The sequence below is a fragment of the Pseudoalteromonas sp. AWH4_217 genome (assembly GCF_056161105.1).
The window spans coordinates 1-24,987 of record NZ_JBSWYM010000008.1; the positions used below are offsets into that span (position 1 = coordinate 1).

At 45.5% G+C, this 24,987-nt stretch carries 22 protein-coding genes and 2 tRNA genes; 10 read left to right on the top strand and 14 right to left on the bottom strand.

Annotated features, from left to right (window positions below):
• The first annotated feature begins 481 nt into the window (after positions 1-481).
• The 4 genes from ACXAH1_RS11245 to ACXAH1_RS11260 all read left to right on the top strand — a co-directional run bounded on the left by ACXAH1_RS11245 (position 482) and on the right by ACXAH1_RS11260 (position 4,076).
• Positions 482-1,900: an alanine/glycine:cation symporter family protein gene (locus ACXAH1_RS11245; RefSeq protein WP_138552037.1), complete on the top strand. Its 1,419-nt coding sequence runs from the start codon at positions 482-484 to the stop codon at positions 1,898-1,900.
• Positions 1,901-2,065: 165 nt separating this feature from the next.
• Positions 2,066-2,142: transfer RNA gene (locus tag ACXAH1_RS11250), tRNA-Pro, on the top strand.
• Positions 2,143-2,717: 575 nt separating this feature from the next.
• The gene (locus ACXAH1_RS11255; protein ID WP_475196756.1) at positions 2,718-3,044 is read left to right on the top strand and encodes a hypothetical protein; all 327 of its coding nucleotides are present in this window, start codon (positions 2,718-2,720) and stop codon (positions 3,042-3,044) included.
• Positions 3,045-3,851: 807 nt separating this feature from the next.
• Complete coding sequence (locus ACXAH1_RS11260; protein WP_475197086.1) at positions 3,852-4,076, top strand: integrase core domain-containing protein; 225 nt, start codon at positions 3,852-3,854, stop codon at positions 4,074-4,076.
• Positions 4,077-4,166: 90 nt separating this feature from the next.
• Here ACXAH1_RS11260 and ACXAH1_RS11265 read toward each other — a convergent pair whose 3' ends face one another.
• A complete protein-coding gene (locus tag ACXAH1_RS11265) occupies positions 4,167-4,928 on the bottom strand; it encodes an SDR family NAD(P)-dependent oxidoreductase (protein ID WP_475196757.1) in 762 nt (253 codons plus the stop codon).
• A gap of 311 nt (positions 4,929-5,239) precedes the next feature.
• On the opposite strand from ACXAH1_RS11265, the gene ACXAH1_RS11270 reads away from it, so the two are divergent.
• Positions 5,240-5,316 (top strand) — tRNA-Pro (locus ACXAH1_RS11270).
• A gap of 74 nt (positions 5,317-5,390) precedes the next feature.
• Here ACXAH1_RS11270 and ACXAH1_RS11275 read toward each other — a convergent pair.
• Complete coding sequence (locus ACXAH1_RS11275) at positions 5,391-6,626, bottom strand: serine hydrolase domain-containing protein (protein ID WP_475196758.1); 1,236 nt, start codon at positions 6,624-6,626, stop codon at positions 5,391-5,393.
• Between the two features lie 263 nt (positions 6,627-6,889).
• Here ACXAH1_RS11275 and ACXAH1_RS11280 point away from each other — a divergent pair, with 263 nt between their 5' ends.
• Complete coding sequence (locus ACXAH1_RS11280; protein WP_475196760.1) at positions 6,890-7,477, top strand: TetR/AcrR family transcriptional regulator; 588 nt, start codon at positions 6,890-6,892, stop codon at positions 7,475-7,477.
• Positions 7,478-7,617: 140 nt separating this feature from the next.
• Positions 7,618-8,466: an alpha/beta hydrolase gene (locus ACXAH1_RS11285; RefSeq protein ID WP_475196761.1), complete on the top strand. Its 849-nt coding sequence runs from the start codon at positions 7,618-7,620 to the stop codon at positions 8,464-8,466.
• Between the two features lie 107 nt (positions 8,467-8,573).
• Here the strand turns inward: ACXAH1_RS11285 and ACXAH1_RS11290 are convergent, their stop codons facing one another.
• Both ACXAH1_RS11290 and ACXAH1_RS11295 read right to left on the bottom strand, forming a co-directional pair.
• Complete coding sequence (locus tag ACXAH1_RS11290) at positions 8,574-8,732, bottom strand: hypothetical protein (RefSeq protein WP_171045722.1); 159 nt, start codon at positions 8,730-8,732, stop codon at positions 8,574-8,576.
• A gap of 352 nt (positions 8,733-9,084) precedes the next feature.
• Positions 9,085-10,218 (bottom strand): BRCT domain-containing protein, encoded by a 1,134-nt coding sequence (locus ACXAH1_RS11295; RefSeq protein ID WP_475196764.1) that lies wholly within the window; start codon positions 10,216-10,218, stop codon positions 9,085-9,087.
• A 227-nt stretch (positions 10,219-10,445) separates the two neighbouring features.
• Here ACXAH1_RS11295 and ACXAH1_RS11300 point away from each other — a divergent pair, with 227 nt between their 5' ends.
• The gene (locus tag ACXAH1_RS11300; RefSeq protein ID WP_475196767.1) at positions 10,446-11,129 is read left to right on the top strand and encodes a hypothetical protein; all 684 of its coding nucleotides are present in this window, start codon (positions 10,446-10,448) and stop codon (positions 11,127-11,129) included.
• 82 nt (positions 11,130-11,211) lie between these two features.
• Positions 11,212-13,047: an ATP-binding protein gene (locus ACXAH1_RS11305; protein ID WP_475196769.1), complete on the top strand. Its 1,836-nt coding sequence runs from the start codon at positions 11,212-11,214 to the stop codon at positions 13,045-13,047.
• 43 nt (positions 13,048-13,090) lie between these two features.
• Here ACXAH1_RS11305 and ACXAH1_RS11310 read toward each other — a convergent pair whose 3' ends face one another.
• Both ACXAH1_RS11310 and ACXAH1_RS11315 read right to left on the bottom strand, forming a co-directional pair.
• Positions 13,091-13,873 (bottom strand): tyrosine-type recombinase/integrase, encoded by a 783-nt coding sequence (locus ACXAH1_RS11310; RefSeq protein WP_475196770.1) that lies wholly within the window; start codon positions 13,871-13,873, stop codon positions 13,091-13,093.
• Positions 13,874-13,936: 63 nt separating this feature from the next.
• Complete coding sequence (locus ACXAH1_RS11315; protein WP_475196771.1) at positions 13,937-14,293, bottom strand: Arm DNA-binding domain-containing protein; 357 nt, start codon at positions 14,291-14,293, stop codon at positions 13,937-13,939.
• 136 nt (positions 14,294-14,429) lie between these two features.
• Here ACXAH1_RS11315 and sbcB point away from each other — a divergent pair, with 136 nt between their 5' ends.
• A complete protein-coding gene (gene sbcB, locus ACXAH1_RS11320; protein ID WP_475196773.1) occupies positions 14,430-15,881 on the top strand; it encodes an exodeoxyribonuclease I in 1,452 nt (483 codons plus the stop codon).
• Between the two features lie 45 nt (positions 15,882-15,926).
• Here sbcB and ACXAH1_RS11325 read toward each other — a convergent pair whose 3' ends face one another.
• The 8 genes from ACXAH1_RS11325 to ACXAH1_RS11360 form a co-directional block, all read right to left on the bottom strand.
• The gene (locus ACXAH1_RS11325) at positions 15,927-17,096 is read right to left on the bottom strand and encodes a cystathionine beta-lyase (protein ID WP_253044485.1); all 1,170 of its coding nucleotides are present in this window, start codon (positions 17,094-17,096) and stop codon (positions 15,927-15,929) included.
• A gap of 27 nt (positions 17,097-17,123) precedes the next feature.
• Positions 17,124-18,068: an NAD(+) diphosphatase gene (nudC, locus tag ACXAH1_RS11330; RefSeq protein ID WP_475196774.1), complete on the bottom strand. Its 945-nt coding sequence runs from the start codon at positions 18,066-18,068 to the stop codon at positions 17,124-17,126.
• Between the two features lie 116 nt (positions 18,069-18,184).
• On the bottom strand, positions 18,185-18,979 hold the full coding sequence (nagB, locus tag ACXAH1_RS11335; protein ID WP_054013774.1) for a glucosamine-6-phosphate deaminase: 795 nt from the start codon (positions 18,977-18,979) through the stop codon (positions 18,185-18,187).
• A gap of 277 nt (positions 18,980-19,256) precedes the next feature.
• The gene (gene nagX, locus ACXAH1_RS11340) at positions 19,257-20,378 is read right to left on the bottom strand and encodes a transmembrane glucosamine N-acetyltransferase NagX (RefSeq protein ID WP_475196776.1); all 1,122 of its coding nucleotides are present in this window, start codon (positions 20,376-20,378) and stop codon (positions 19,257-19,259) included.
• 65 nt (positions 20,379-20,443) lie between these two features.
• Positions 20,444-21,562, bottom strand: a complete 1,119-nt coding sequence (gene nagA, locus ACXAH1_RS11345; protein WP_475196778.1) for an N-acetylglucosamine-6-phosphate deacetylase — start codon at positions 21,560-21,562, stop codon at positions 20,444-20,446.
• Positions 21,563-21,565: 3 nt separating this feature from the next.
• The gene (gene nagK / locus ACXAH1_RS11350; protein ID WP_253044480.1) at positions 21,566-22,477 is read right to left on the bottom strand and encodes an N-acetylglucosamine kinase; all 912 of its coding nucleotides are present in this window, start codon (positions 22,475-22,477) and stop codon (positions 21,566-21,568) included.
• A 346-nt stretch (positions 22,478-22,823) separates the two neighbouring features.
• On the bottom strand, positions 22,824-23,666 hold the full coding sequence (locus ACXAH1_RS11355; RefSeq protein ID WP_475196781.1) for an isopenicillin N synthase family dioxygenase: 843 nt from the start codon (positions 23,664-23,666) through the stop codon (positions 22,824-22,826).
• 178 nt (positions 23,667-23,844) lie between these two features.
• The gene (locus tag ACXAH1_RS11360) at positions 23,845-24,957 is read right to left on the bottom strand and encodes a response regulator (RefSeq protein WP_475196784.1); all 1,113 of its coding nucleotides are present in this window, start codon (positions 24,955-24,957) and stop codon (positions 23,845-23,847) included.
• Between the last annotated feature and the right edge of the window lie 30 nt (positions 24,958-24,987).

The window sequence follows — 24,987 nt, forward strand, 5'->3', positions numbered from 1 at the left end:
TTGTGCGTCATTCAGTAAAACTGAAATTCGCTGTTAGAACTCAATCTGTACGAGTGCCCACACAGATGATTGCTTCATATTTTTAAAGAACATAATCCGGTTACCCGGTGCGACTTAATGTCGCTGCACTGTTAGCGCTGAGGGTTGTGCATTCTAATCACTTTCCTCTTTTTGTCAACACTCAGATTTAAAAGAAATTAAACTAAGTTTTATGTGACACTCGTCATTTTGTTCAGCGTTATATTTGCTGCCCGCCGTGTCGATGGATGCGCATTATAGGGAGATTCGAATGCAGCGCAAGCGCTTTTTATGATTTTTTTGAATTAATTTTTTACTCAATATGACATCACAACTGTCACACAAGTTACCCACAAAAACCTGTGGATAAAGCAATAATACTTAGAGTTGAAAGCCGTCATGTGCTAAATTACGCCACCTTATTTACCCGTTCTGCTATATCTATAATAAGGGTCGTAATCCAATGGCTGACTTTTTTAATACTATAAGCGGCTTGCTGTGGGGTCATATACTTATATACCTATTAATTGCAGCAGGTGTTTTCTTTACCCTCCGACTGGGTTTCATACAGTTCACTCAATTCCCGTACATGATCAAAGTCATGGCAAACAGCCGAAGTGGCGCCAAAGACGGAATTTCTTCTTTTCAGGCTTTTTGTACCTCACTTGCCGCTCGAGTTGGTACCGGTAATATGGCAGGTGTTGCCGTTGCGCTTTACCTGGGTGGACCCGGTGCTATTTTTTGGATGTGGCTCATCGCCCTCATTGGTATGGCGACCAGTTTTGCTGAAAGTGCGCTTGCTCAGCTATACAAAACCAAAGACGATGAAGGCAACTTCCGAGGTGGCCCTGCTTATTATATGGAGTATGGCCTGAATAAACGTTGGATGGGTGTACTTTTTTCTTTATGTCTGATCCTCGCTTTCGGCTTGGTGTTTAATGCCGTGCAGGCAAACTCGATTGCCGCAGCGTTTGAAGTAGCTTTTGATGTTCCCAAATATGTGATGGGCTTGCTACTGGTATGTGGCTCAGCCTTTATTATCTTCGGCGGTCTTAAAACCATTGCCCGCTTTGCTGAGCTGGCAGTACCTTTCATGGCGATCGCCTACTTATTATTGGCAATCATTGTCTGTGCTATGAACGCCAGCCAGTTACCTGACGTTTTCATGCTGATCATCAACAGCGCATTTGGTTTTGAGCAAGCTGCAGGCGGAGCCGTAGGTTATGCCGTCATGCAGGCAATGATCCAGGGAATTAAACGTGGTCTATTCTCCAATGAAGCAGGCATGGGTAGTGCCGCAAATGCCGCAGCAAGCGCAACCCCGAACCCAAACCACCCTGCATCACAAGGTTATGTTCAGATGCTGGGTGTATTTGTTGATACCATAGTGATATGTAGTGCCACCGCCGCACTTATTCTGCTCTCTAACCAACTCGTGCCAGAATCTGGTGTCACGGGTATTCAATTAACGCAGGCCGCACTGGTTGAACACGTGGGCGACTGGGGTGCAATTTTTGTAGCTATCGCCATTCTGTTCTTTGCCTTTACTTCTATTGTTGCAAACTATAGTTATGCAGAAACCAACCTGTTATTCCTCGAGCATAACCATCCAAAAGGCCTGTTTATATTCAGAGCCTGTGTACTGGCTATGGTCATGTTTGGTGCTGTAGGTGAGCTTGGCCTGATCTGGACGCTTGCCGATATCTCAATGGGCCTGATGGCGATTGTAAACGTGGTTGCGCTGTTCATGTTGTCTGGCATTGTTATCTGGCTTGCCAAAGACTATCGCGCACAACTTAAGCAAGGTAAGACGCCCGTATTTGATCCCTCACAAAAACCTGAAGTGTTAAAAACCTTACCTAAAGGCATTTGGCACAAGTAATCTGAGACCGGGGTAGCGTACCGCACGCTGCCTCAATCTCACTTCCCCCACATTAGCCCGATTGCGCAACAAATCCGCACTCGAGCCCGCTCAGCACAAATAACATTCAGTTGAAACAATTACTTATTGCCTTTCATCAAAAAATCATTATAGTGAAACCCAAGTCGGCATATAGCGCAGCTTGGTAGCGCACTGTCATGGGGTGTCAGGGGTCGCAGGTTCAAATCCTGCTATGCCGACCATTCTTTTCTCACTCCAGTCAATAGCTTAAGTAGCTTTTTATCAGAACTCAAAAAACATCCGTACCACTCGTATACCATCAACGTACCATTATGAAGCCGTTTTACCCATTTCAGATTTTCGTAAGAAATTTCATATGCTTCACTGAGATTTTTAAGAAAAGTTTAATAGACAAAACGAACTTTCAGGTAGTAACGAGCGTTCAACATACGGTCGCCCTACTGCTTATCTGGGAAGTGCTTTCTTAGTCCCGCCAAAATAATGCTCCACCCAATGCGTTCTTTTCATAGGTTGCTATCGACAGAAACTATGTAGCGATCAATTTGTTCAGCTTTATCCAGTTCAAGTTTCTGATTAAAATCAGTATTTTAGACTATTTTTCTTAAATCAGATACAATCTGAGTTGCTACTAAGCCACCTGGCTATTGAGGTGTAATATTATTTTGATTAATGTATGATTTACCAAAATTTTTAGTGCTTTGCCTATACATCGGTCACCTCCTACCACACAAGGTAGCGTACCTTGCAAGGTCTTACTGATAAACTGTTATAAAGCAATTAGGATTACGCATCAAAAATGGAAGTTTCAGATTTCTTTCTTGGTTTACTTATTGTTAATGCGGTAGTTTCTATATTTCACCGTTGGAAACTAAGCGCTTTCTCTCGGGCAAAAATAAAAGATGTACCTGTGCCTTTACTCAAAGAAGTGCAGGCACAGATTAAAGATGGCTATAAAATAACTAAAGTGTCTCAACAATCGGTAACTTTGGTTAAAACCAAAACTTATTTATTGACCTGGTTTTTAGTATTGCCAAATGTTGCTTTCAACACAGCCTTTTTATGTAATGTTTACGGGATTACGTTAACAAATAACAACGGTATTATAGATGTAAGCACATTCTAAGTTGTGCTTGCTTTATAGCAAGCCAATAAAGTGGGACTAGTAAAGCTTAGTTTGGTTTCGCTTCACACGTTTAGCCAAGCATTATCAACCCCTTATCGGGGCGTTGGTATGACTCCCCATATCAAACAGGTTACACTGATCCCTGCCTAAACTTTTAAGCCTCTAATAACCAATCTTTCGCTCAATAAATTGAGTGACACATCGAATGAAGCAAGTAATGTCGTCGGTTCTTATGATGGTATCCGTGGATCACTCACTTTTATGAGCAGCGCCTGTAACTCCCCCATAAACCGCAACAGTTCTTGAGTTGAATTTCCATGAACAGAACAAGGAAGTTTACGATGAGAAAAAGCAAGTTCACCGAATCACAAATTGTTGCCATGATCAAAGAAGCTGAATCGGGTGTATCGTCCAGATCTTTGCCGAAAACACCGAATTGGACAAAGTCCAATTTACAAATGGCGCTTCAAATATGGTGGCATGGAAACGTAGGATGTAAAGCGACTGAAGGAACTTGAAGAAGAGAATCGCAAGCTCAAAGATATGTTTGCAACACTGAGTCTGAAACACACTATGCCTGAGGAGATCGTTGCAAAAAAGCGGTGAGCACAAGCAGGCGTAGAGCGTGGGTTTGCCTAAGCTGTTTAAACGGCTGCGGCATCAGAGGAAAACGTGGAACAAGAAGCGTGTCGAACGAGTGATTTCCTAGCGTGGAAAGCCGTCGTAAATATAGGTGAATAATGGACCTGAATTTACATCCAGCTTGTTAGAAAGCCGGGCGCAGGACATAGACAAAAGCTAGAGTTTATTCAGCCTGGTAGCCCTTATCAAAACGGTTTTGTGGGGCGTTTTAATCGCAGTTATCGAGAAGAAGTAATAGATTTACATCTGTTCGATTCACTACAACACGTACGCGAAATCACTGATGAATGGCTAGGAATTCACAATTATGAAAGGCCTCACGATGCACTGGAAGACATAACCCCAGTTGGCTACCTTGAGCTGCAAAATTCTACTAATGAGCTGTACTAGGTTGGGTGGAATTACAATCTTCAAAAGCTCTGTGCCACAACAACGCCACAACTAAAAGTCAAAACCTGTTCTCTCATATATTTGTTTTCTTTAGGCATTATTGTCATTCGCAAGCATACTGTTATTGCTTAGTACAATTTTATCAACGGAGCAGACACGATCCTGAGATAAAGCAAACTGGATGCATTCAAAAACATGTCGCGCTGTCAGGTGCATATGGTCTGTGTGCAAACGGGGCTGATCCCACTGCGCCTCATTGAGCGCAGAAGGATTGTCGAAGTTGGGCGGATAAATACTAATCACTCTGATACCCTGCCCCATTAACCGATGCCGAAGTCGGTCTGCAAATGTGGACTGTGCAGCTTTTGCAGCGCTAAAAGCTTCACTGGCAACTGAGCGTGGGTTGTTTTCGAGACTGGCGGTACTATTGATAAACAGAATGTCTGGTGAAGCTGAACGCTGCAAAAGTGGTAGGAATTTTTGCGTCATCAAAATACTGCCTGTCGCTGTAGAATTGATAGTTTCGACAATCTGCTCATCTGATACTTCTAATATTGAGCCAGACAACCAGAATGAAGCATTGTTGATCAAAATGTCGACTTCAGCAGTGCGTGCTTCAACTTCCTGTGCAAACAGCGCAATTTCATCAGGCTTGGTCACATCGACCTGAAACGGCGTGACTTTGGCACAAGGAACCGCTTCGATTACCTGCCGGGCTGTCGCTTTCGCTTTGGTAAGCGTTCTGGCCGACAGAAATAATTCAGCCCCCAGCCTGGCAAACAAAATAGACAGCGTCAGTCCAAAGTCTGGACTGGCTCCTGTAATCACAACTTTCTTGTTTTCGAAACGCATATTTAACTTTCCTGGTAAATTGGCTATTTGCTCCACGACACGGTTAGACTTAACCGATATCAATCAAAATTAGACCTTGAAGTCAGTTACCTATATATTAAAGCTCTCAGACAAGCCATGTTTACCACACGCCAAGCCCATTTCCAATTTAGTTTACTTCACCCGGGACAGTTTCCAGCGTATTCACACCCCCTGACCTTTGCTTTTTTGTACAAAGGGCGTCCCTTCGAAACCCTTATGTTTAATTAATGTGCAAACAAACAGCTCTGGTGTTGCCTTTCCAATAAAAATCATTATAGTGGCAACCAAGTCGGCATATAGCGCAGCTTGGTAGCGCACTGTCATGGGGTGTCAGGGGTCGCAGGTTCAAATCCTGCTATGCCGACCATTCTTCTCCCCCTTTTTTTACTCTTATTTCCACTTAGTCCTTCAGTATTTTCAGCAACGTCCATGTCGTTTCTCTTAACGCAACTCTCTAACATCAGATTCTTGATTCATTAATCTGGCTGCAATACTTTTCATGGCGCTGCCCGATTTAGTGTCCAGTCCCCGATTCATCAGAATAGTAAACCCATCTTTTTTGTTTGGATCAAAGTACATGGCTGCGAATACACCAGGATCCGATCCCATATGTCCTATCAACCCCATGCTGTTGTCACGCCAGAAGAAACGCTGACCTTTTGATACAGCTTCGGGTGCCTGGATCGATATCATTTGCTGAAATATCGCAGCTGACAGGAGTGGTTCGCCGGCCATGGTTTGGTTTTTTAACAGCTGGGTCAGAAACAGGCTGAGCTCTTTGATACTGGTGCGGACCCCACCATCAGGATACTGAGGGTTACCATAGTGAGGCTGTGGCACAAACCGCTTGAACGCAATGGGTGGATTAAAGTACTCGTTAATCACATAATTCAATTTAGGTGATTCGAAATCACCACACACAGGTGTATAGGGAATGCAGGATTCCACTTCATAAGGCACAGCTATTTCTGCAAATGAGAGACCTTCTAATCGCCAGCGGGTGTTATCCATTCCCAACGGTTTAAACAAATGTTCCACACTGTACTGCGCCAGGCTTTCACCCGTGGTTGCCTCGACCAGATAACCCGCCAGAGCAGAAGCCAGGTTACTATACTTGCGATGAGTGCCTGGTTGATGGTCCAGATAATAGGCCCCCTGCTCATACAAATGCCCTCCGGGTGTCAGTAATGACTTCAAGTGCGCTTCCAAGGTCGTTTCAGGATCCCGATTTGCCGTGAAGCTGTTTACATCGTAGTAATCTGCAATCCCGGAGGTATGGGTCACCAAATGCCTGAGTGTAATCGTCTCATTCTCTAGTTTGGGGTTATCAACCTTAAACGGTAAATAATCGTTAATATCCCGGTCGAGCTCAAGCTTACCCTGCTCTACCAACTTAAGCAGCACCACGCCCATAATGGGTTTGCTGATTGAAGCGATATTAAACAAGGTGTCTTGTGCCACCGGCCTGTTTTGCGTCACATCCGCAAAGCCAAAGGTATGAAGTGTGGCTTCACCATTGTCAATTTTGGCAATCGCCAGCCCCGGGATAGCCGCTTCTTCCATAACGGCCTTGATGTATGCGCTAAACGCCTTCTTGTCCTGGCTGATGGCTTCTTGTTTTGGTAATAAAATCCAGAACACAGGCAATAGTAAAACAGCGATAAACAGCTTTTTCAAAGATCTTCTCCAAGTTAAAACACATACAGGAGCATAATACAGACCAAAAGTTATATCATTGTATTTTAATAAGATTTTAAAATGGTAGTCACAGGGGGTTATGCATGTTGGTTGTTATGGCTAACTTTTGGCTAGTTTGATACTCAATATGTATCAAACTTATGGCCACTACTATCCATGCTCTTACACACTCTTTAAACTTTGACCTATCATTAAAAGAACGGTCGTGCTATAAATATATGTAACATAGCAGTGAGTAGTGTATGAGCAAAGGCAAACAAACCCGCGATAACATTTTAAATGTGGCATTTACGCTGGCCAGTGAGAATGGTCTGGAAAGCCTGACGATTGGTGAGCTGGCCAAACAGTGCAGTATGTCTAAAAGCGGTTTGTTCGCACACTTTAACTCAAAAGAGAACTTGCAGGCGGCTGTTGTTGATTTTGCCAATGATATTTTTGTACAACGCGTTATTGTGCCTGCTCGTGCAGATAACTGCCGCAACTATGAAGAGAAGATAAAGGCGCTGTTACATCACTGGTTAAACTGGAATCAATCATTCCAGGGCAGCTGTATGTTCCTGGACGCCTGGCGAGAAAAGTGTGCCGACGAGTCTGCCGCGCAGCGAGTGCTCAAGCAAGGCATTGAAAATTGGCTAACCTATTTGCAAATCCAGATAGGCAAAGGCGTTGAAAACAACGAGTTTCGGGCTGATCTGGCACCGGAGCAAGCCACTTTTGAGTTATATGGCCTGTATTTGAGTGCCCACCTGTATCATTCAATGCATGGACAGAAAGAAAGCACACAGCGGTTCTGGCATGGCGTAGAGCGCCAGATACAGAGCTGGAGGTAATTATTTAAGCTTTCCAGTAGTTTAGACTAAACAGCATAAACCCCAGGCTGAACACGTTCAGCCTTTTTTTGAATACATTAATAGCACGACCGTTCGTTTTAAAGTTAACTGGCTATGGTGTTTTTCGTGGAGAAAGAGAAATGAGTGACAAGATTTACTTTAAATCAGACAGCAAATTTAACTTCAAAAAGCATATGCTTAATGTCATGACCCGTGCGCATCACAGAATAGCGCCAGGACATGCCGAAAAGACTGCAACTAAGCTGCTGCTTACGCCGGTCAGGGCTAAGCCTAAGCATATCGCACCAAATGAAATGGTAGAGGGCAGTATTTCTTCAAAAGAAGGCTTACTAAAAACCTACCAGATTGGCAGCGGGCCGGTTTGGGTGTTAACCCACGGCTGGTCTGGCAGTGCCAACCAGTTCTTTCCTCTGATGCAGCATATAGCTCAGCAGGGCTACACAGCACTGGCCTTTGACCACCCAGCCCATGGCAACAGTGAAGGCTCGGTCGGTCACCTGCCCGCCTTTGTATACGGACTTGAAGCTGTGCTCAACAGCACAGACCATGTTGAAGGTGTTATCGCCCACAGTATGGGCTGTGCTGCTGCTATTGAATGTAAGCACCCAAAACTTGCCGACAAACCGCTGCTACTAATTGCACCCGTGCTGGATTATGTCAGCAATTTGTTTGGCAGCATTGAGCGTTCTGGTTATTCAATGCGATTGTTTCGCTCCGTCGTCAGCAAGGTCGAAAATGAATACAACTACCCAATGGCGTCTGTTGACCCGTTTGCAAAGCTAAAAAGCCGATCCGCTCAGTGTATTATTGTGCACGACCAGAACGACCGGTTTGCACAGTTTACCGTCTCTAAACAAGCCGCGACCGAAATGTCTAAGGTAAAGCTCATAGAAACGCAGGGGCTTGGGCATGGCCGTATCTTGCAAAGTGAGCAAGCAAAAGAAGCGTTTGAGGCACTTGTTGGTTAACAATGATCACCTTGAGTAGTGAATTACCGTATATGTTGGACTCGTTGATATCGTTATTAAGTATCTGAAAGCATAAAGCCCGGTAAATACCGGGCTACCCTGCCTTATTAGCAAACATAGGCGGTTGGGCAAAATACAGGCGCTGTGTAACATGCGCCATAGTCTTTACTATAGGCACTTGCCCCACCCGCAATTTCATTCGTTTGCTGTGCGTTTAGGTTTTTACCTGTACTTAGCGTTTTTAATTTAACCTTTTTAAGTTTCATGTTGTTTCCTGTTGTATTTCTTACAATGATTATTCGACAAATGATGAGGACACCCTGCTCTGGCTGTGCTCAGCCGTTAAACAATGTGTTGAAATTAGCAACAAAAAACAAGGTGTTTTAGCCACTTTCTCAGTGTAAATTTTTAGGTACTTGTTTTTTAAGTTGTTTACTATATTGAAATTTTATCAAGGAAACAGAAATGACAGCGTTGTATTTTTGTACTAAGTACAGTTGGGATTGTTTGTGTATTTATATTCAATGATTAAAACAAAGCTTTGGAAGCCATGTATTTAAAGTCAGAGCTATAAGTAGCCCTGTACATGTAGAGGTCACTGTAACATGGTCCCATCTATTATGGTGCTTGCAACCGAGCATGCTTAAGCCAGTGCGCTTCGCTAACAATCTTAATCGGCGCGACTCCAGAGTCTCTATACTCCATGGCTTTTTCTATTTTTCGGCCAAACCCTTCATGTGCCCAGGCGCCAGTTACATATGTGCCAACCACCAAGTAGTCGAGCCTTTTTGTTACCAACTTCTCATTCTTGCCACCCAGTTGCGTAATGATATTCTCACACTCTTCCCTGGAGCCGTGAGCAAAAGACCCTGTGAGTACAGAGTTATGCCCTTTAAATTCAATTGGCGGCGCTGGTTGACACAACGGCAATGAAGCTGGTTTTGCGACTTCTCCAAGCTCTACGGCATCACCGCACAATGTACCCAGTATCTGAAGAAGCTCCGAAGATTCGTTTTCGTCCAGCTTTCCATCGGATAGCATATCCGACACTTTATCTAGTAAGTTGGTGAGTATAGGGCTTTCACAACCCATGTTTTGGACCAGCCACACTTGCAAAAACTCGGCCTCTGCCTGATTCACATTTCCATCTGCGATTAAGCCTTTAGCAATGCCAATGAGCGTATCAAGCACACGATCATGTTTTTTGGTTGAACGTGGTTCAGTTTGCATTACGATACCTCTGCCTTTATAGGCAGTACCTCCCGTAATCAGGAGTTCGAGAAATTCCATTTGTGTGCAGTTCTTTCGTTCTCGCCGGGTATATTTGCCATCGTGAATATCGTAAATATCATAAGTTACGGTGCCTTCATGCATCGCACCTTGATCCATATCCCAACCCATTTCAATGGCGTAGAACACTTGAAGACACCCTAGCCCATCTCTACGTTCGTAGAGGTCGCCTGCTTTAAAGTTTAGACAAAGCTTCTGGATCCAACGCATCACTGGCTTTTTATCTTCCATTCGTTGAGCGAAGAAGATGCCAAGCGCTTCGCGATGGCCGTAAAGCACTTTGTATTTCCAGTGGCTGGTTTTTAAGATGTAATCACCATCGACCCGTTTAGTTTCACAGATCAATTGTTTTGAGGCACGAGCGCGGGGTTTCCAACGTTTTACCATATCGGCCATGTAAGCCAGCTCGTATTTGTATTCGGCACTTCCAGACTTAGTTTTCAGTTCCTGTTGATCAGACATAAGCATTCCTTGTTAACAACCAACAAGATGCTAACTTAATGCTAAAAATGTAACAATATGGTTATTGATACAGTGGTTGGGTTATTTCTTTAGGCTATGGTTCATATAAAAGTTACTACTGCTGAAGTATCCTCTTTGAGCGGGTAGAATATTCCAAGTTAAAACAAACTATAAAATAAAGTAGGATATTTGCGCATTATGAGACTCAAGATCAATAAAGGAAAATGATGAACGAGATAGCCAACATAGTTCAAAAAAACAAAATACCAATTCATTTGGATAGACTTGTTGTAGCGATAGCAGATCATAACCTTGTATTTCCAAAGGAAATCGATGATTATGATCAGTTTCCAGAGCTAAACTCTCACCTAAACGCTTTTTTATCAAAAGCTTATCCAGACCACTTAGATTTACCTACTGAACAAATAAAAAAGTTTGAAACTTGTCGAATACTGCTGGAGCATTTGGAGGAAAGTGGATACGTTAACAAGTGGCACAAAAGAGAAAAAAAAGAGCTAAAGCCAAATTACACTAAAATGTATCTACATCACGGCTATTTCTTAACCGAAAAAGGAATGGACCTATACCTAAAAGTGCAGGCACACAATGATGCGGAACGTCGCCACTCAGATTCTGTAAAGCACAACGTAATGACTAGGTACATTTCGATTATTTCTGCTCTCATATCTATTGCCGCTGTCTCTGTATCGGTATTTGTGGCCTTCCAAAATATCAACTTAGCCGAGAAGCAGCTTGATGTAGCTTTAAAGAATACAAACATCAATCACACCAGATTAGAATTACAACAGAAGCAAATTCAAAATACCGCGGCCAAGCAGCATCCAGCTGTCCAGAATAACTCAGAGACTAGAAAGACAGAGGAATCAAATAGTGACCTCAAGAAACCCTAGGGCCTCGGCCCTTACTTAAATATACAGTACGTACGAGTACCGCTTTAATACTCTAATTAAAAAGGACTTATGGCAGGTAACAATGACCAACAAAGCAACACGACAGATTATTGAACAATTAAAAGAAACGAGCCACCCCCCTATCGTCCTTCTGGATGGTGACTGGGGCATTGGTAAAACTTACTTAATAGAGAACGAGCTGCGGCCTCTTATTAAAGCGGAATCCGAGGTGTTCGGGGATTATTATTACATTTCAGCTTTCGGAGTAAGTAGTGTTGCGGAGTTCCAGGATCAAGTAATTTCTCTATATACCTCAAAGCAAAGTGACACCGCTGGATATCTTAGAGGTATAGGAAAGCATGCTGACAAGATCTCGGCTATGGTAGGTGCAAATAAAAGCGAAGCAGGATTAGCTAAAGGTATTCTGTCCGGTGCCGCAGGGCTCGTTCGCCAAAGGCTAATTCAAAAAATGAAAGGGTTCACTCTTGTTATTGATGACCTGGAGCGAATAAGCGATAACAAGCTGATAGGAGCCATCCTGGGTAACTGCTTGCGGTTTGCTGAACATAACAACATCAAAGTGATAGTTGTAGCAAACTCAAAAGCACTTGAAGATAAAGATAAAGTTGAAAAAGTATTTAGTGATGTAATAAGGCTCTCAAGAGAAGCTGATGAATTACTAACTATTGTCGAAGATATATATAAAGGCCAACTAGATGATGTACTAAAAAATTGCATTTTTGAAGCCTTCAACACAGCAGAATCAAACGCACTAGACTTCAGCAACCTTAGGGTAATTCAACGAGCTATAAGCCGTACAATAAAGTTATATAATAGGGTTAAAAGTATTGACGGGATTGACATCGGGTCTTCAACGGACCATATTGCTAAGCAAATCGTTCTTATTTCATTATTTTGTTACGTTCAAAAGCTAGGCCTTGATAGCTTCCTATCTATACAAGAAAATTCAAAAGGGTGGCATGAATTTAATATAGACAATCACTCAAAGAGTGCACATCTCGTCGACGAAAAGATTAAAAAACTCTCAAAAGAAAAGCAGAAACAATATAAGCTAGATGAAAACTTTAACAAACTATTTAACTTCACACTCCCAAGTTATAATTTAGGCAGATACTGCTTTACTAATATAATCCCTGATTCCAGCGATGAGGATTTAATTAATCATTTCAGCCTCTTTAAATTATCAAACCCCATTGACATATTAACAAACACCAGCTTTTACTTTATTAAATCTGAAGATGACTTTGAAGAGGCTGTTTCCTCACTTGAAGATTTATTGTTCAACGCCTCAAACATCAAGTGGCATGAGTGGCTAGTGTACTGCGATAGATACCTAATGCTCCTTGAAAAAGGCTATTTAGAAGTGCCTTGCATGAATGAAGTTTCGGAGAAAATTACAAGAAGAATTTTAAACGATGGAGTTATAGACCTAGATACGGTTAATCAAGGCGTACCTCTCGACATGAGGCTAATGTCTCGAAGTATTAATGAGCAATATTTTACAGATGCTATTAATGAGATATACACAAGAGCTCAATTCAAAAACAACAATGCTATTATCGATTGTTTTCTCAATGACTGGCGAACCACCTTCAGAATGAACAAAGACAAGATAAATTCTGAGCCGTTTTTTAATCACTTTAATACCGGAGTATTTACAACAGCTATTGAAAATTGGAATACTATTGAAATAGCCGAATTTATCGGCTGGTTAAATGACAGATATAAAAATGCCATCCGTCACGACATTGCTATTCAAGAATTAGCCCTCCTAAAAAACCTCTCTCAACAATTGACTAGAAATAATCAGAAAACAAATGGCAGGTTAAGAAAAGGGGTTCTGAACGAGTTAATCGAGGGACTTAATAAGGCGGTATCGATAATTGAAGCTAGATAGACGTCAGCTTAAAAAGAAATAAGATTTCGCTACCGATAGGCAATCAGAGCCTAATATCTCCGATTGCCTCTTCAATTTTTTGCCAGTACAGCTCATACCCTTTCTTTTGATCAGCCAGGTAGTCATGTTTGTTATAAACAGCCATAACCCCACGCATGGAGTGTCCTAACATTTTTTCGGTGACATGCGGGGGAACTTCCAGCTCGCTAAGCAAAGTACTGACTGACCGCCTGGCATCGTGCGGTAGGAACTTAGCCATATTGTGCTTACGGTTGAGATTTGCCCACATGCGCGCGCAAAACCGGTTAACTGAATGAGTCGTCAGTGATTTGGCTGGTGTGCTGCCCGGGATGACTACACCCGATTTACCATAGACTAACGCTAACTGCTCCAGCATGCTTTGCATTTTTTTGGTGATCGGACGGCGGATTGCTTTGTTGGTTTTGGAGTTCTCCGGCGGCACTGTCCAAATCATGTTGTCAAAGTCCAGGTCTTCCCAGCGCATAAGGCGTACTTCTGACTGCCTGGCTCCGGTCAGGAATATCATTTGCAGGCAGGCTTTACTCGCTGGCGTGGCCTTGGCCGACTCTATCTCTCGCCATAATAATGCCAGCTCATTGAAACGCAGATAGCGCTGACCTTGCGCGGCCGGCTCCCCTACGTCGTTTGCCTGCAAATTAAAGATTGGATTTTGCGGGGCTATGTCACCACGCATAATTGCCCAGCGTAAAATTGTTTTGAGCCTGACCAGCATCACGCTCGCCATTTTGGCAGATCCTGTGTCCGACACAGTTTTAAAGTAGGCCACCCAGTCGTGTACTGTCATGGTGTCCGGCGCTACCTCCAAATAAGGCACAATCCACTTTTTAACGTGGTTTTGGTAGAGCTCTTAGGTTTTTGGTTTAAGTGTGGGTACTTTTATCTCAAGCCATTGCTCTGCCAGTCGCGATACAGTCAGGTCTTCTTCTGGTGGTGATATAAACTTTTTGTACTCAACTCTGGGGTCTAACCCTTGCGCAATCCATCCCTGCAAATGAGGCACTAAGTCCTGAGCGTCTTTTAAGCCTAACTGGGGGTAATGACCCAGGCTCATGATCACCTGTGTTCCTTTATAACGACAACGATACTGCCACAGTACTGCCCCGTTCTTGTTGCGTTTTACGCGCAGGCCATCTCTGTGAGATAATACGCACAGTTGATCTTTCTTGTTGAGCAGGTTGCGCAATTTAGCATCTGACAATGGCATAAATTTATATACACACTTGGTTTGTTTTATATACACACTTATATACACACTTGTCTGACATTGCAAGAAACACCAAGAAATAGCCCGTCACTCTAGATAGAACTAACAGGCTGATTTAAATAGGATTTAGAGCCTTATGGCTACATTAGAAAACACAGAGAATACCCCTACTATCTATTGGCACGATTATGAAACCTGGGGGGCCAGCCCGCAGAAGGACCGGCCGAGTCAGTTTGCCGGGATCCGTACCGATCTGGACCTGAATATTATAGGTGAGCCGCTGATTGAGTATTGTCGCCCGGCGGCGGATTATTTGCCTCAGCCAGAGGCCTGTCTGGTGACTGGGATCACGCCGCAGCATGCGCTGAAACATGGACTGCCGGAAAGTGAGTTTATGGCCAAGATCCATCGCGAGTTCAGTAAGCCCAATACCTGTGTGGCCGGTTATAACAGCATTCGTTTTGATGATGAAGTGACCCGTTACAGCCTGTATCGCAACTTTTATGACCCTTATGAGCGCGAATGGCAAAATGGCAATAGCCGCTGGGACATCATTGATTTAGTGCGTGCCTGTTATGCGCTTCGCCCTGAAGGCATTGTGTGGCCAGAAAAAGAAGATGGCACCCCAAGTTTTCGCCTGGAAGACCTCACCAAAGCGAACGGCATTGAGCACGCCGATGCCCACGATGCGCTGAGCGATGTGACGGCAACCATTGCGCTGGCCAAGCTGATTAAAGACAAACAGCCTAAACTGTATCAGTTTTTCTTCTCGCTGCGCGGTAAAAAAGCACTCGCGGACCTGATTGATGTGTTTAACATGCAGCCACTGGTGCATACCTCTTCGCGTATTCCGGCCACTCAGGGTTGCACCAGCTGGATTGCGCCAATGAGCTTTCACCCGGTGAACAAAAATGCCGTGGTGTGTTTCAACCTGACCAATGACCCGCAGGTGCTGCTGGACCTGTCGGTAGAGGAACTCCGTGCGCGCTTGTACACTAAACACAGTGATTTGGGCGAAGATGAGCTACCGGTTGGCCTGAAACTAGTTCACCTGAACAAATGTCCGATATTAGCGCCTGCAAAAACGCTGCTACCAGAGAACGCTGCCCGCCTGGGGATCGATCGTGAACAGTGTCTGGCACATCTTAAAGTTCTTAAATCGCACCCGGAGCTGCGCGACAAGGTGGCTGAGGTGTTTAACGACCAGGGCGATTTCAGCGACACAACTAACCCGGATTATCAGCTTTATAATGGTTTTATCAGTAAAGCCGACAAAGCCAAGCTGGCCATTGTACGCGAAGCGCCGCCGCACGAATTAGGCTCGCTCAACCTGGAGTTTGAAGATCCTAAATTCCATACTCTGCTGTTTCGCTATCGTGCCCGAAACTGGCCGGAAAGCCTCTCTGCCAGTGAACTGGAGCAGTGGCGTAAATACTGTCAGAACAAACTCATGCATGGAGAAGACAACCCGTCTATCAGTGCGCAGGACTTTATGATCACGCTGGAAAATCTGGTGTATGAACATGAAGGCAATGAAAAGAATCTGGCTGTGTTAAAGGCACTGTACCATTACGCGCAGAGCCTCTAATTTGGCATCATAAACAGGCGGTGACAGCCTCACCGCCCGCTTCTGTTACAAGCTTTCCTGATAGACCTTGAGCGCCTGCTCCAAATCAGCAATCAAATCTTCCACATCTTCCAGACCTATGTGCAAGCGGATCACCGGACCATGCTGCCACCCCGTTGTTGTGCGCAGAGGGGCCATGCTGGCATTCGCCGTTACCAGGCTTTCAAAGCCGCCCCATGAAAAGCCCATCTTAAAGTGGTGTAAGCTGTCGAGGAAACGGTTAATGGCTTTGCGGTGCCCCTGTTTCATCACCACAGAGAACAAACCATTGCTGCCGCTAAAGTCGCGTTTAAAAAACTCATGCCCCGGGCAGCTTTTCAGTGCAGGATGTCGTACGTGATCAACCAGAGGGTGACCGGCCAGCCAGTTGGCAACCTGAAGTGCCGACTTTTCGTGTTGCTGCAAGCGTACCGGCATGGTCCGCAATCCACGTAAGGCAAGATAAGCGTCGTCTGCTGAGGTACACTGTCCAAGCAGGTAAGAGTTTTCGCGCAGGGTTGGCCACAGCGTCTCGTTAGCCACGGCCACGCCCATCATGACATCAGAGTGACCTACTATGTATTTAGTGGCGGCCTGAATGCTGATATCCACGCCATGCTCCAGCGGCCGATAATGCCACCCGTTGCCATAGGTGTTATCCAGCATAGTGATCAGGCCCTTTGCCTTAGCCACTTTGACCAGGCTGGGCACGTCCTGCACTTCCATGGTGATAGAGCCAGGGGATTCCAGGAACAGCACTTTGGTGTTGTCCTGAATGAGTGATTCGATATCAGCGCCAATCAGCGGATCATAATAGGTAGTTGTGATCCCAAGCCCTGCCAGGATCTTGTCACAAAAATCACGGGTTGGCTCGTAGGCAGTATCTACCATCAACAGATGATCGCCGGTTTTCAGAAATGACAACAGGGCCTGTGAAATGGCGGCAGCACCAGACGGATATAACGCACAACCGGCGCCATTTTCAAGCTCCATGATGGCGTCTTGCAATGCAAAATGCGTATTGGTGCCACGACGGCCATAAAACAAAGTGCGTTTGCCGCGCTCGGAAATGGCTTCCTGCATATCGGCGACAGACTCAAAAACAACGGTCGATGCCCGTTGTACCACTGGGTTAACCACGCCCTTGGTGTACTGGGTTTTGCGGCCAGCGGCCACCAGTTTAGTATTCTTCTTCATAGTGTGCTCAATTTTGGACTAAGTGCATCATTGCTGACGCCAGTATTCAACCAGATATCTGGAGATAGAATCTTTGCGGGTGAGTTTATATCCGGGCACATCGTCTCCCCACTCGGCAAATCCGTTGAGATCCGCTCGGGAAAACCATTGTGCATGCTCCAGCTCATCCTGCTCAACAAAAATGTCGGTGCTTTTTGCAGTTGCTATAAAGCCTAGCATAATAGACGACGGAAATGGCCAGGGTTGTGAGGCAAGGTAGCGTACCTGGTCAACCTCAACCCCGGCCTCTTCTTTAACTTCGCGGATCACGGCCCGCTCCAGTGTTTCACCGGGGTCAACAAACCCCGCCAGAGTTGAGTACACACCTTCTGGCCATTGCGCTTGTCGACCAAGCAGGCAGCGCTCAACACCATCTGCAAAGGTATGTGTTACCAGCATAATCACAGCGGGATCCGTGCGCGGGAACGTCATATGACGACATTCTTTGTCATTGCACAAACGCGCGTGTCCGGCTTCCACAGGGCGATTTGGACTACCACAACGCCCACAGAAACGATGCGTTTTATGCCAGTAACACAGCCCGCGGGCCAACACACCCACCGACGCTAATTCGGCGTCCAGCTTTGGGCCTATGGTGCGCATATCTTCGAAATGGAAGGTTTGTTCAAACGTGTGCTCATCAAAGCTGACATCAATACAGCCCTGAAGTAACTCTTGTTCGACTTCGCTAACGTCCAGCGCAAAGTAGCTATAAGTGTCGTCAATGCCTAAAAACACGGCTTCGGCGCGGTCAAGTGTGTCAACCTGTGACTGAGACAACAAAGCCAGCTCGCGCTCGTTGCTGACAATCAGATTTTTGTTATTCCATACCAGCAACCAGCGGCTTTTTTCACCGTATTGGCCAAGTAACCAATTAGGGTCTTTTCGTTCAGCCGAGGCCCTGTCCAGGTTCATTTGCGTGTAATGCAGCACGACGTTCATCCTTTTGTTGTTCTTTGACGACACGCTAACATAGCTGGCCCGAATGCCAATAGCTTTGCGGCAAAAAAAAAAGCCCTTACGGGCTTGAACTACAGTGTGATAACACACTACAGAGAGGCAAGATATTCCTGAAGCTTTTGATTCTCAGCTTCAATGTGTTTGTAGAATTCAATGTCTTTCAGTTTGCTGGCAGCCCCTTCATCCAGCACAATCACAGCGTGACGGTGCATTTGTAAGGCTGATGCAGGACAAGCAGCGGTCAGAGGACCTTCAATCATGGCATGTACCGCATCGGCTTTGTTTTCACCGGTTGCCAGTAAGACCACTTTACGAGCATCTAAAATCGTACCAATCCCCATGGTGATCGACAGATGTGGCTGATATTCATCCGCTGCAAAAAAACGTGCATTATCGTCGATGGTCGCTTTTGTCAGGGTTTTAACCCGAGTGCGTGAAGTTAACCCTGACGATGGTTCGTTAAAGCCAATATGGCCATTGCGACCTATACCCAGAAGCTGAACATCGATGCCACCGGCTGCGCTAATCTGCGCTTCATATTCTTTACAGGCTTCAATTGGGTTTTTGGCATCTCCTGGCGGAACATGCGTATTATCTTTGTTAATGTCTATGTGGTTGAATAGCTGCTCGTTCATGAAATAACGATAACTTTGTGCATGCTCGCCATTCAGCCCCAGGTATTCATCCAGGTTGAACGTTTTGGCCTTGCTAAAGCTCACTGTACCCGCCTGGTTGCGACGGATCAGTTCCTGATACAAAGCAACTGGCGTTGATCCTGTCGCCAGTCCTAAAACAGAGCCTGCGTTACGTGTTAGCTGCTGAGTAAAAATATCGGCACCATATGCTGCAACTTCAGCTGCGTTTTTAAGAATAACTATTTGCATAATGTAAGGCTCAAGGTTGTGAACAAACAGGAAAAATGGGATCTGAACCTTGCTCTGCGTGCAATCAAAACAAGGTCAGATCAAAACCTAACTGGGATACACTGTTTAGGTTATTACCATTATGACAACGCTGTCATTATTAGAGAAAAAAACGCGCTTGTAAAGTAAAAGTGATAAAAAAATGTACTTTTTTTATAGCCAAAATAAAAATGACCTGCTCAGCAGGTCATTTTCAAAGTCATAACAGGCGTCAGGCCCAACAATAAGGTCTACTTTGCTATACGCTCACAATGATCTTACGTTTGTACATCCAGTGTAAGACCAGCAGCTGAACCGCCAGCAAGGCGCATACACTGAGCAACGCCTGCCAGTGCTCTGGGACCGCACTGATGATGCCACCGAACACACTGCGGCTGATAAAGGCCCAATCTACCAGGCTCGATGCCAGATAAATAATAATAGAGTTGGCACCGATGATCACAAAGGGATAAGCCAACTTCTGACCGTTAAGTATATCGACCAGAGTAAAGAAAATAGCCAGGAAAATGGCGCTCCAGCCGACAGTCACCAGTACAAAGGAGCTGGTCCACAGCTCTTTATTCACCGGGAACTGAAGGTCCCACAACCAGCCCAGAGCCAGACTAATGATACCGGCAATAAACAGACGCCCTGCGACCTGCCACTGCCCCAGTTTATCCGACTGTGCTATCATCTGTCCGGCAAAGACGCCGGCAATGGCGTTCACAATAGCCGTAAAGCTAGACAAAATACCTTCCGGGTCAACCGGGCGATTCTGATAGGTAATCCCTGGCAGTAATGCCTGATCTATCCAGGCGTTCCAGCTGCCAGCCGGTGTGAGCTCCCCTGCACTGCCTCCAGGCACGGGAATAAAACACAACAACACCCAATACGCGAGCAAGATACCGACCCCTGTTAGCGCCGTTGCCTTCAGGCTACAGTGCCACACCAGCATGGCGCAAAAAAACCAGGCAATGGCAATGCGCCCAAGTACACTGGCATAGCGGATCTCGCCCAAATCAGCCGGAATACCTGTGCCCCAGCCATGGTTATACAGCACACCAAACAGACACAGCAAACCCAGGCGTTTAATCGCCTTGATGTAAATAGGCTTGCGCTCTTCCAATGACAAGTGATCAATGCGCTTGGGCCGTAAGCCCATCGCCACTCCCGACAAAAAGATAAACAAGGGGAAGATCAAGTCGTAAAAGGTAAAGCCGTGCCAGGCACTGTGAAGCGTCTGAGCTTCAAAAATTTTCCACCCCTGCCAGCCGGTCAGAACAAACAACGCGGCAAATATGGACTGACCACCCAGGATCCAAAACATGTCCATGCCACGTAAGGCATCGAGCGACGCCAGTCTTTTCTTATTATTTGACATAGTTACTACCTATAGAAACAAAAAATCCCCGCTAAACAACAGCGGGGTTTTTTACCCAGGGAAAATTAAATGTGTTTTCCGTTAATGAAAGTCTGTAATACATGTAGGTCACTATTGAGCAGCACAAAGTCAGCATCTGCACCGTCAATCAAACGACCCTTGTCAGGCAGCCCAAGGTACTGTGCCGGATATAACGAAGCCATTCGCAATGCTTCTGACAATGTCACATCGAGAGTGTTAACACTGTTACGTACTGCGCTTGCCATATCAAGGACACTGCCTGCTAACTCGCCTGTGGTCGAGTTTAGACGATCGCCAGTGCGGATCACTTTACGACCATCAAAAAAGTCAAATTCCTGATCATCCGTGCCAACTGGCGGCATAGCATCAGTTACCAGCATGATTTTGCCACGTTGCTTAGCGCGAATCGCCAGCTTAGCCGAAGCCGGGTGCACATGGTGCCCATCTACAATCAGACCGCACCATGCGTTGTCATCCCACAACGCCGCTCCCACAACTCCTGGCTCACGAGAGGTATAGGCCGACATGGCATTAAATAAGTGCGTAAACCCGTCAGCACCAACTTCCAGCGCAGCCATAGTGGTTTCAAAATCTGCGTTAGAATGGCCGATAGACACTTTCACACCCAGTTCCACAAGCCGCTTGATGTCACTCAGTGGCACAGTTTCAGGGGCCAGGGTCACCATTTTTATCCCTATGTCTTTACGGGCATAAATAGCGAACTCTCGCTCAGAAATTGGGCGAATAAATTGTTCGCTGTGGGTGCCTTTCTTTGGGTGTGACAAATGCGGACCTTCAAAATGAACCCCGGCAACACCTGGCTCTTTGCGTGCAATTGCCTGAGCAATGGCATCCGCAGCTTGCTCCATAACCGCGACCTGATCTGTAATAAGCGTTGGCATCAGAGCCGTTGATCCAAACTTTGCATGGGCTGTGACTATGGTCGTCAGGCAAGACAATGAGGGATCGGCATTCAAAAAGCCACCACCGCCGCCATTAACCTGGACATCAATAAAGCCTGGTGCAGTTATGCCCTCAAGTCGCGTAACTTCACTGCCCGCGGGGTGAGATTCAAAGTGAAGCTTGCCATTATCGACAACAAACTCAACTTCGTTTTTAAATTGGGTGCCGTCAAACAAACGGCTGGCTAAAAATCTGTTCATGAATTACACCAAGTGCTCCGATTGACGTTGAATACTCTGCATTGCGAAGTAAATCGCCCCCATCTCAGGTGGCTGCTTAGGCAGCTCAACCCGCTCTGCAATTTCCGGGTCCAGCCACTGGCTTAACGGCTCGGATAATCCCCCAATCATTGATAATCTGGGCGGGTTGTTTTCCAGTAGTTTGTGAGCAAGTCGGCTGACATAACCGGCCCCGGTTTTCACAATTTCCAGCGCCAGCTGATCCCCGGCTTTCGCGGCATCCAGTACATAGCGGGCCAACCTGGCGTAGCTGCTGGAAGGCTGTCCTGCCATTTGCTCGGCAATACCCATTGCGGTGTTAGTATTAAAATGCTGCAAAAATACTTGAGACAAGGCTGTCTTTGGTCCAAGACCGTCTAGATCCAGTAACACGGCTTTGACTGCTTCAAGTCCCATCCAGGAGCCACTGCCAATATCACCCTGAGCAAACCCGTGCCCACCATAATTAGCGCTTTTTCCATCCACCAGCACAAACCCACATGAGCCAGTACCTGTGATGATCACCGCGCCATCTTCTCCTTCGTGCGCGCCAATACAGGCGGTATGGAGATCCGTTGTCAGGAACATTTGCTTGAACGGATGATCCCAGCGCATAATTTTGTCATATAAGCTCGGTAAGTTTACGCCTGCAAGGCCCAAACCCGCATTGAGTTCGTGAACCTGCTCTACCCTGAGTCCAGCATCCTGCAAAGCTAACTGAGTCGAAACCATGATAGACTCTAAGGTTCTTTCGAATCCATGCAAAGGATTCGCAGGACCACCAAGACCAGTGCCTAGTACGCCATGTATTGCAGAGTATATGGTGGCACGACATTTAGTTCCTCCACCATCGATACCTATATATAACTGGTCATGTTCAACCTGTTTAGCCATCATGTAACGACCCCTAAAAGTTGTGATTGGTGCCTCCTCATTCAAAGGCTACCGGTATTCAGTCATGTTGATTTGATGTTACACAACAAATGACAGCGTTGTCATTAAGTTTTTTATTATTTTTTCGCAGTGTGAAAAATTTTAATATTGCATACTTTTGCTTAATTGTCAGAAAAATTTTTGCAAGGAACTGAATATTGTCCTTTTTCTGCATTTTGACGGAGGATTTGGCAGACACCTTATGTAAACACGAAGATTGTCACATTTAATGACAAAAAACGGCGCTTTCGCGCCGTTTTCAAAACCTATTCTCTACATTAATTCAATGTAGAAACAAGATAAGTGGATATTATTTTACACCCAGCTCTCTCAGACGCTCTTGCAGGTAGCTGTCAGCAGTGTAACGCTCAGACAAGACCACATCAGGACGAGGGTGCAGGAACAGCGGTAGTGAAATACGTGACTTATCACTACCCTTACCGGTTGGGTTAATTACACGGTGAATGGTCGATGGGAAGTACCCACCCGACGCTTCTTGTAACATGTCACCAATGTTAATGATCAAATTACCAAAGTCACATGGCACGTCTAACCAGCTGCCGTCTTGTCTTTGCACTTGCAGGCCAGGCTCGTTTGCTGCAGGCAGAACAGTCAACAGGTTGATATCGCCATGTGCTGCTGCACGGATAGCACCGGGCTCTTCATCACCTGTCATCGGTGGGTAGTGCAAAACGCGCAGTAGTGTTTGTTCAGAGTCTTTGATCATGTCTTTCAGATCAATAGAGAATTTAGCACGCACGTCTTCTGGTGCTTCAGCCTGAACCCAGCTTAATAGCTCTGCCGCAAATTCATTGGCCAGACGATAGTACTCACGAATTTCTGCTTCAAGTTGCGCAGGCACACGACCTTTCGGATAAACGTGGAAGTACTCTTTAATGTCTTTAATTGTGAAGCCTTTCGCAACTTCAGAAACATCGGGCGGAAAGTAACCGTCTTGCGTTTCCTTATTGAATAAAAACGCGTGCTTTTCTTCTGAGTTAAAGAATTCTTGCCAGTTTTTATAGATAGACTCAACCAGTTCCTGAGGAATTGGGTGGTTTTTTAGTACACCAAAGCCCGTTGAGCGCAGAGATTCAACAAATTGTTTCGCCGCGTCAGGCGCTTGATAGTCAACTGTAGGTAGCTGTTGCATAATGGTTCCACCGATATTTTAACGTGACTTAAATTCAAGAAATTAACTGCAACTCGAACATTGAAAATTAACTTTTTGAATTAAGATAAAATCTTGCTCGCGAGCTTAGAGAAATCCACCGCCTCAGATAAGGACTTATGTCCGCCCCCCTGTCAATAATCACTGAGATTGACTCAGATCAAACCGGTTCTACAGGTAAAGATATCTGCCACTCCAGCCCGTGTTGACGGTCGTGCACCTGGTAACTGCCATTTAAAGCATTCACAATCAAGTTAGCCGCTACGGAAGCGCTCAATCCGACATGCCCCGTGTTACCTCTTTTAGTTGTCACGAATGGCTTCAACATGTCTTCTTCTGAGATACCGTCGAGCCCCAGACCATTGTCAAGGTAGCTGACAATTAATTGTGTATCCTCAATTCCGAGGCCGATACGTACTTCCAACTGACCTTCCTGTCGGCCATGAGACAGAGAGTTCGCAATCAGGGTATCTATTACAGAGGCCAGCAGACCTCCGTCAAACAGAGCGGCCCCCTCGTGATGAACGACGATTTCAATGCTGACCGGTTTATTCAACCAGGCACACTGTACTTTCTCCGCAAACTCAAACAAGCTCACCCGGGTTGGCGACACCGGACACTCTACCCGCGCAATTTGCTTAACCATAGACACGAATTTAGCCACCCGGGTTAAGTTTCGTTCACTCAAAGACAAACTTGTATCACACTCTGCCAGCTTATCCGTAATCTCATCAAGGCTTACCTCGCCCTCTTTCAAAGTACTTACCAGCTTATAAATGGTGTCTGAACAATGGCTAACCGCTGTTATGGCCGTACCTAATGGCGTATTGATTTCGTGCGCTACGCCAATCACCATTTCGTTCATCACTTGAGAAAGCTGCTGTTTTACCGCACTCTTTTGTGCATCAAGCAGTTTAATCTGTGTATCCACTCTGGCTAATATCTCAGCAGGAATAAAAGGCTTAGTAATATAATCGTTACCGCCGGCATGAAGCGCTTCTACTATCCAGTCTGTGTCGCTGTGTGCGCTGACAAAAATCACCGGTATATGGCTGGTATGCTTTTCTGCCTTAAGCAACTTACACAATTCGATCCCGGATGTTCCTGGCATTTTGATATCAGTGATCACCAACTCTGGTGGCTTACGTTGAATTATATTCAGCGCCACCTCTGCATTGATAGCGGCAAGTACCGTATGCCCTTGCTGACGAAGGATCAGTTGAAGCATATGCAGGTTTTCTGCAACATCATCAACCACCAAAATGTCTGCCATTCCTTTTACCCTCATTAGTTGCTTTTTACA

Excerpts from the sequence above, each read along its gene's own strand:
- ACXAH1_RS11245 (WP_138552037.1), top strand. The coding sequence starts at position 482 with ATGGCTGACTTTTTTAATACTATAAGCGGCTTGCTGTGGGGTCATATA.
- ACXAH1_RS11255 (WP_475196756.1), top strand. The coding sequence starts at position 2,718 with ATGGAAGTTTCAGATTTCTTTCTTGGTTTACTTATTGTTAATGCGGTA.
- ACXAH1_RS11265 (WP_475196757.1), bottom strand. The coding sequence starts at position 4,928 with ATGCGTTTCGAAAACAAGAAAGTTGTGATTACAGGAGCCAGTCCAGAC.
- ACXAH1_RS11280 (WP_475196760.1), top strand. The coding sequence starts at position 6,890 with ATGAGCAAAGGCAAACAAACCCGCGATAACATTTTAAATGTGGCATTT.
- ACXAH1_RS11285 (WP_475196761.1), top strand. The coding sequence starts at position 7,618 with ATGAGTGACAAGATTTACTTTAAATCAGACAGCAAATTTAACTTCAAA.
- ACXAH1_RS11290 (WP_171045722.1), bottom strand. The coding sequence starts at position 8,732 with ATGAAACTTAAAAAGGTTAAATTAAAAACGCTAAGTACAGGTAAAAAC.
- ACXAH1_RS11295 (WP_475196764.1), bottom strand. The coding sequence starts at position 10,218 with ATGTCTGATCAACAGGAACTGAAAACTAAGTCTGGAAGTGCCGAATAC.
- ACXAH1_RS11300 (WP_475196767.1), top strand. The coding sequence starts at position 10,446 with ATGAACGAGATAGCCAACATAGTTCAAAAAAACAAAATACCAATTCAT.
- ACXAH1_RS11305 (WP_475196769.1), top strand. The coding sequence starts at position 11,212 with ATGACCAACAAAGCAACACGACAGATTATTGAACAATTAAAAGAAACG.
- ACXAH1_RS11310 (WP_475196770.1), bottom strand. The coding sequence starts at position 13,873 with ATGACAGTACACGACTGGGTGGCCTACTTTAAAACTGTGTCGGACACA.
- ACXAH1_RS11315 (WP_475196771.1), bottom strand. The coding sequence starts at position 14,293 with ATGCCATTGTCAGATGCTAAATTGCGCAACCTGCTCAACAAGAAAGAT.
- sbcB (WP_475196773.1), top strand. The coding sequence starts at position 14,430 with ATGGCTACATTAGAAAACACAGAGAATACCCCTACTATCTATTGGCAC.
- ACXAH1_RS11325 (WP_253044485.1), bottom strand. The coding sequence starts at position 17,096 with ATGAAGAAGAATACTAAACTGGTGGCCGCTGGCCGCAAAACCCAGTAC.
- nagB (WP_054013774.1), bottom strand. The coding sequence starts at position 18,979 with ATGCAAATAGTTATTCTTAAAAACGCAGCTGAAGTTGCAGCATATGGT.
- nagX (WP_475196776.1), bottom strand. The coding sequence starts at position 20,378 with ATGTCAAATAATAAGAAAAGACTGGCGTCGCTCGATGCCTTACGTGGC.
- nagA (WP_475196778.1), bottom strand. The coding sequence starts at position 21,562 with ATGAACAGATTTTTAGCCAGCCGTTTGTTTGACGGCACCCAATTTAAA.
- nagK (WP_253044480.1), bottom strand. The coding sequence starts at position 22,477 with ATGATGGCTAAACAGGTTGAACATGACCAGTTATATATAGGTATCGAT.
- ACXAH1_RS11355 (WP_475196781.1), bottom strand. The coding sequence starts at position 23,666 with ATGCAACAGCTACCTACAGTTGACTATCAAGCGCCTGACGCGGCGAAA.
- ACXAH1_RS11360 (WP_475196784.1), bottom strand. The coding sequence starts at position 24,957 with ATGGCAGACATTTTGGTGGTTGATGATGTTGCAGAAAACCTGCATATG.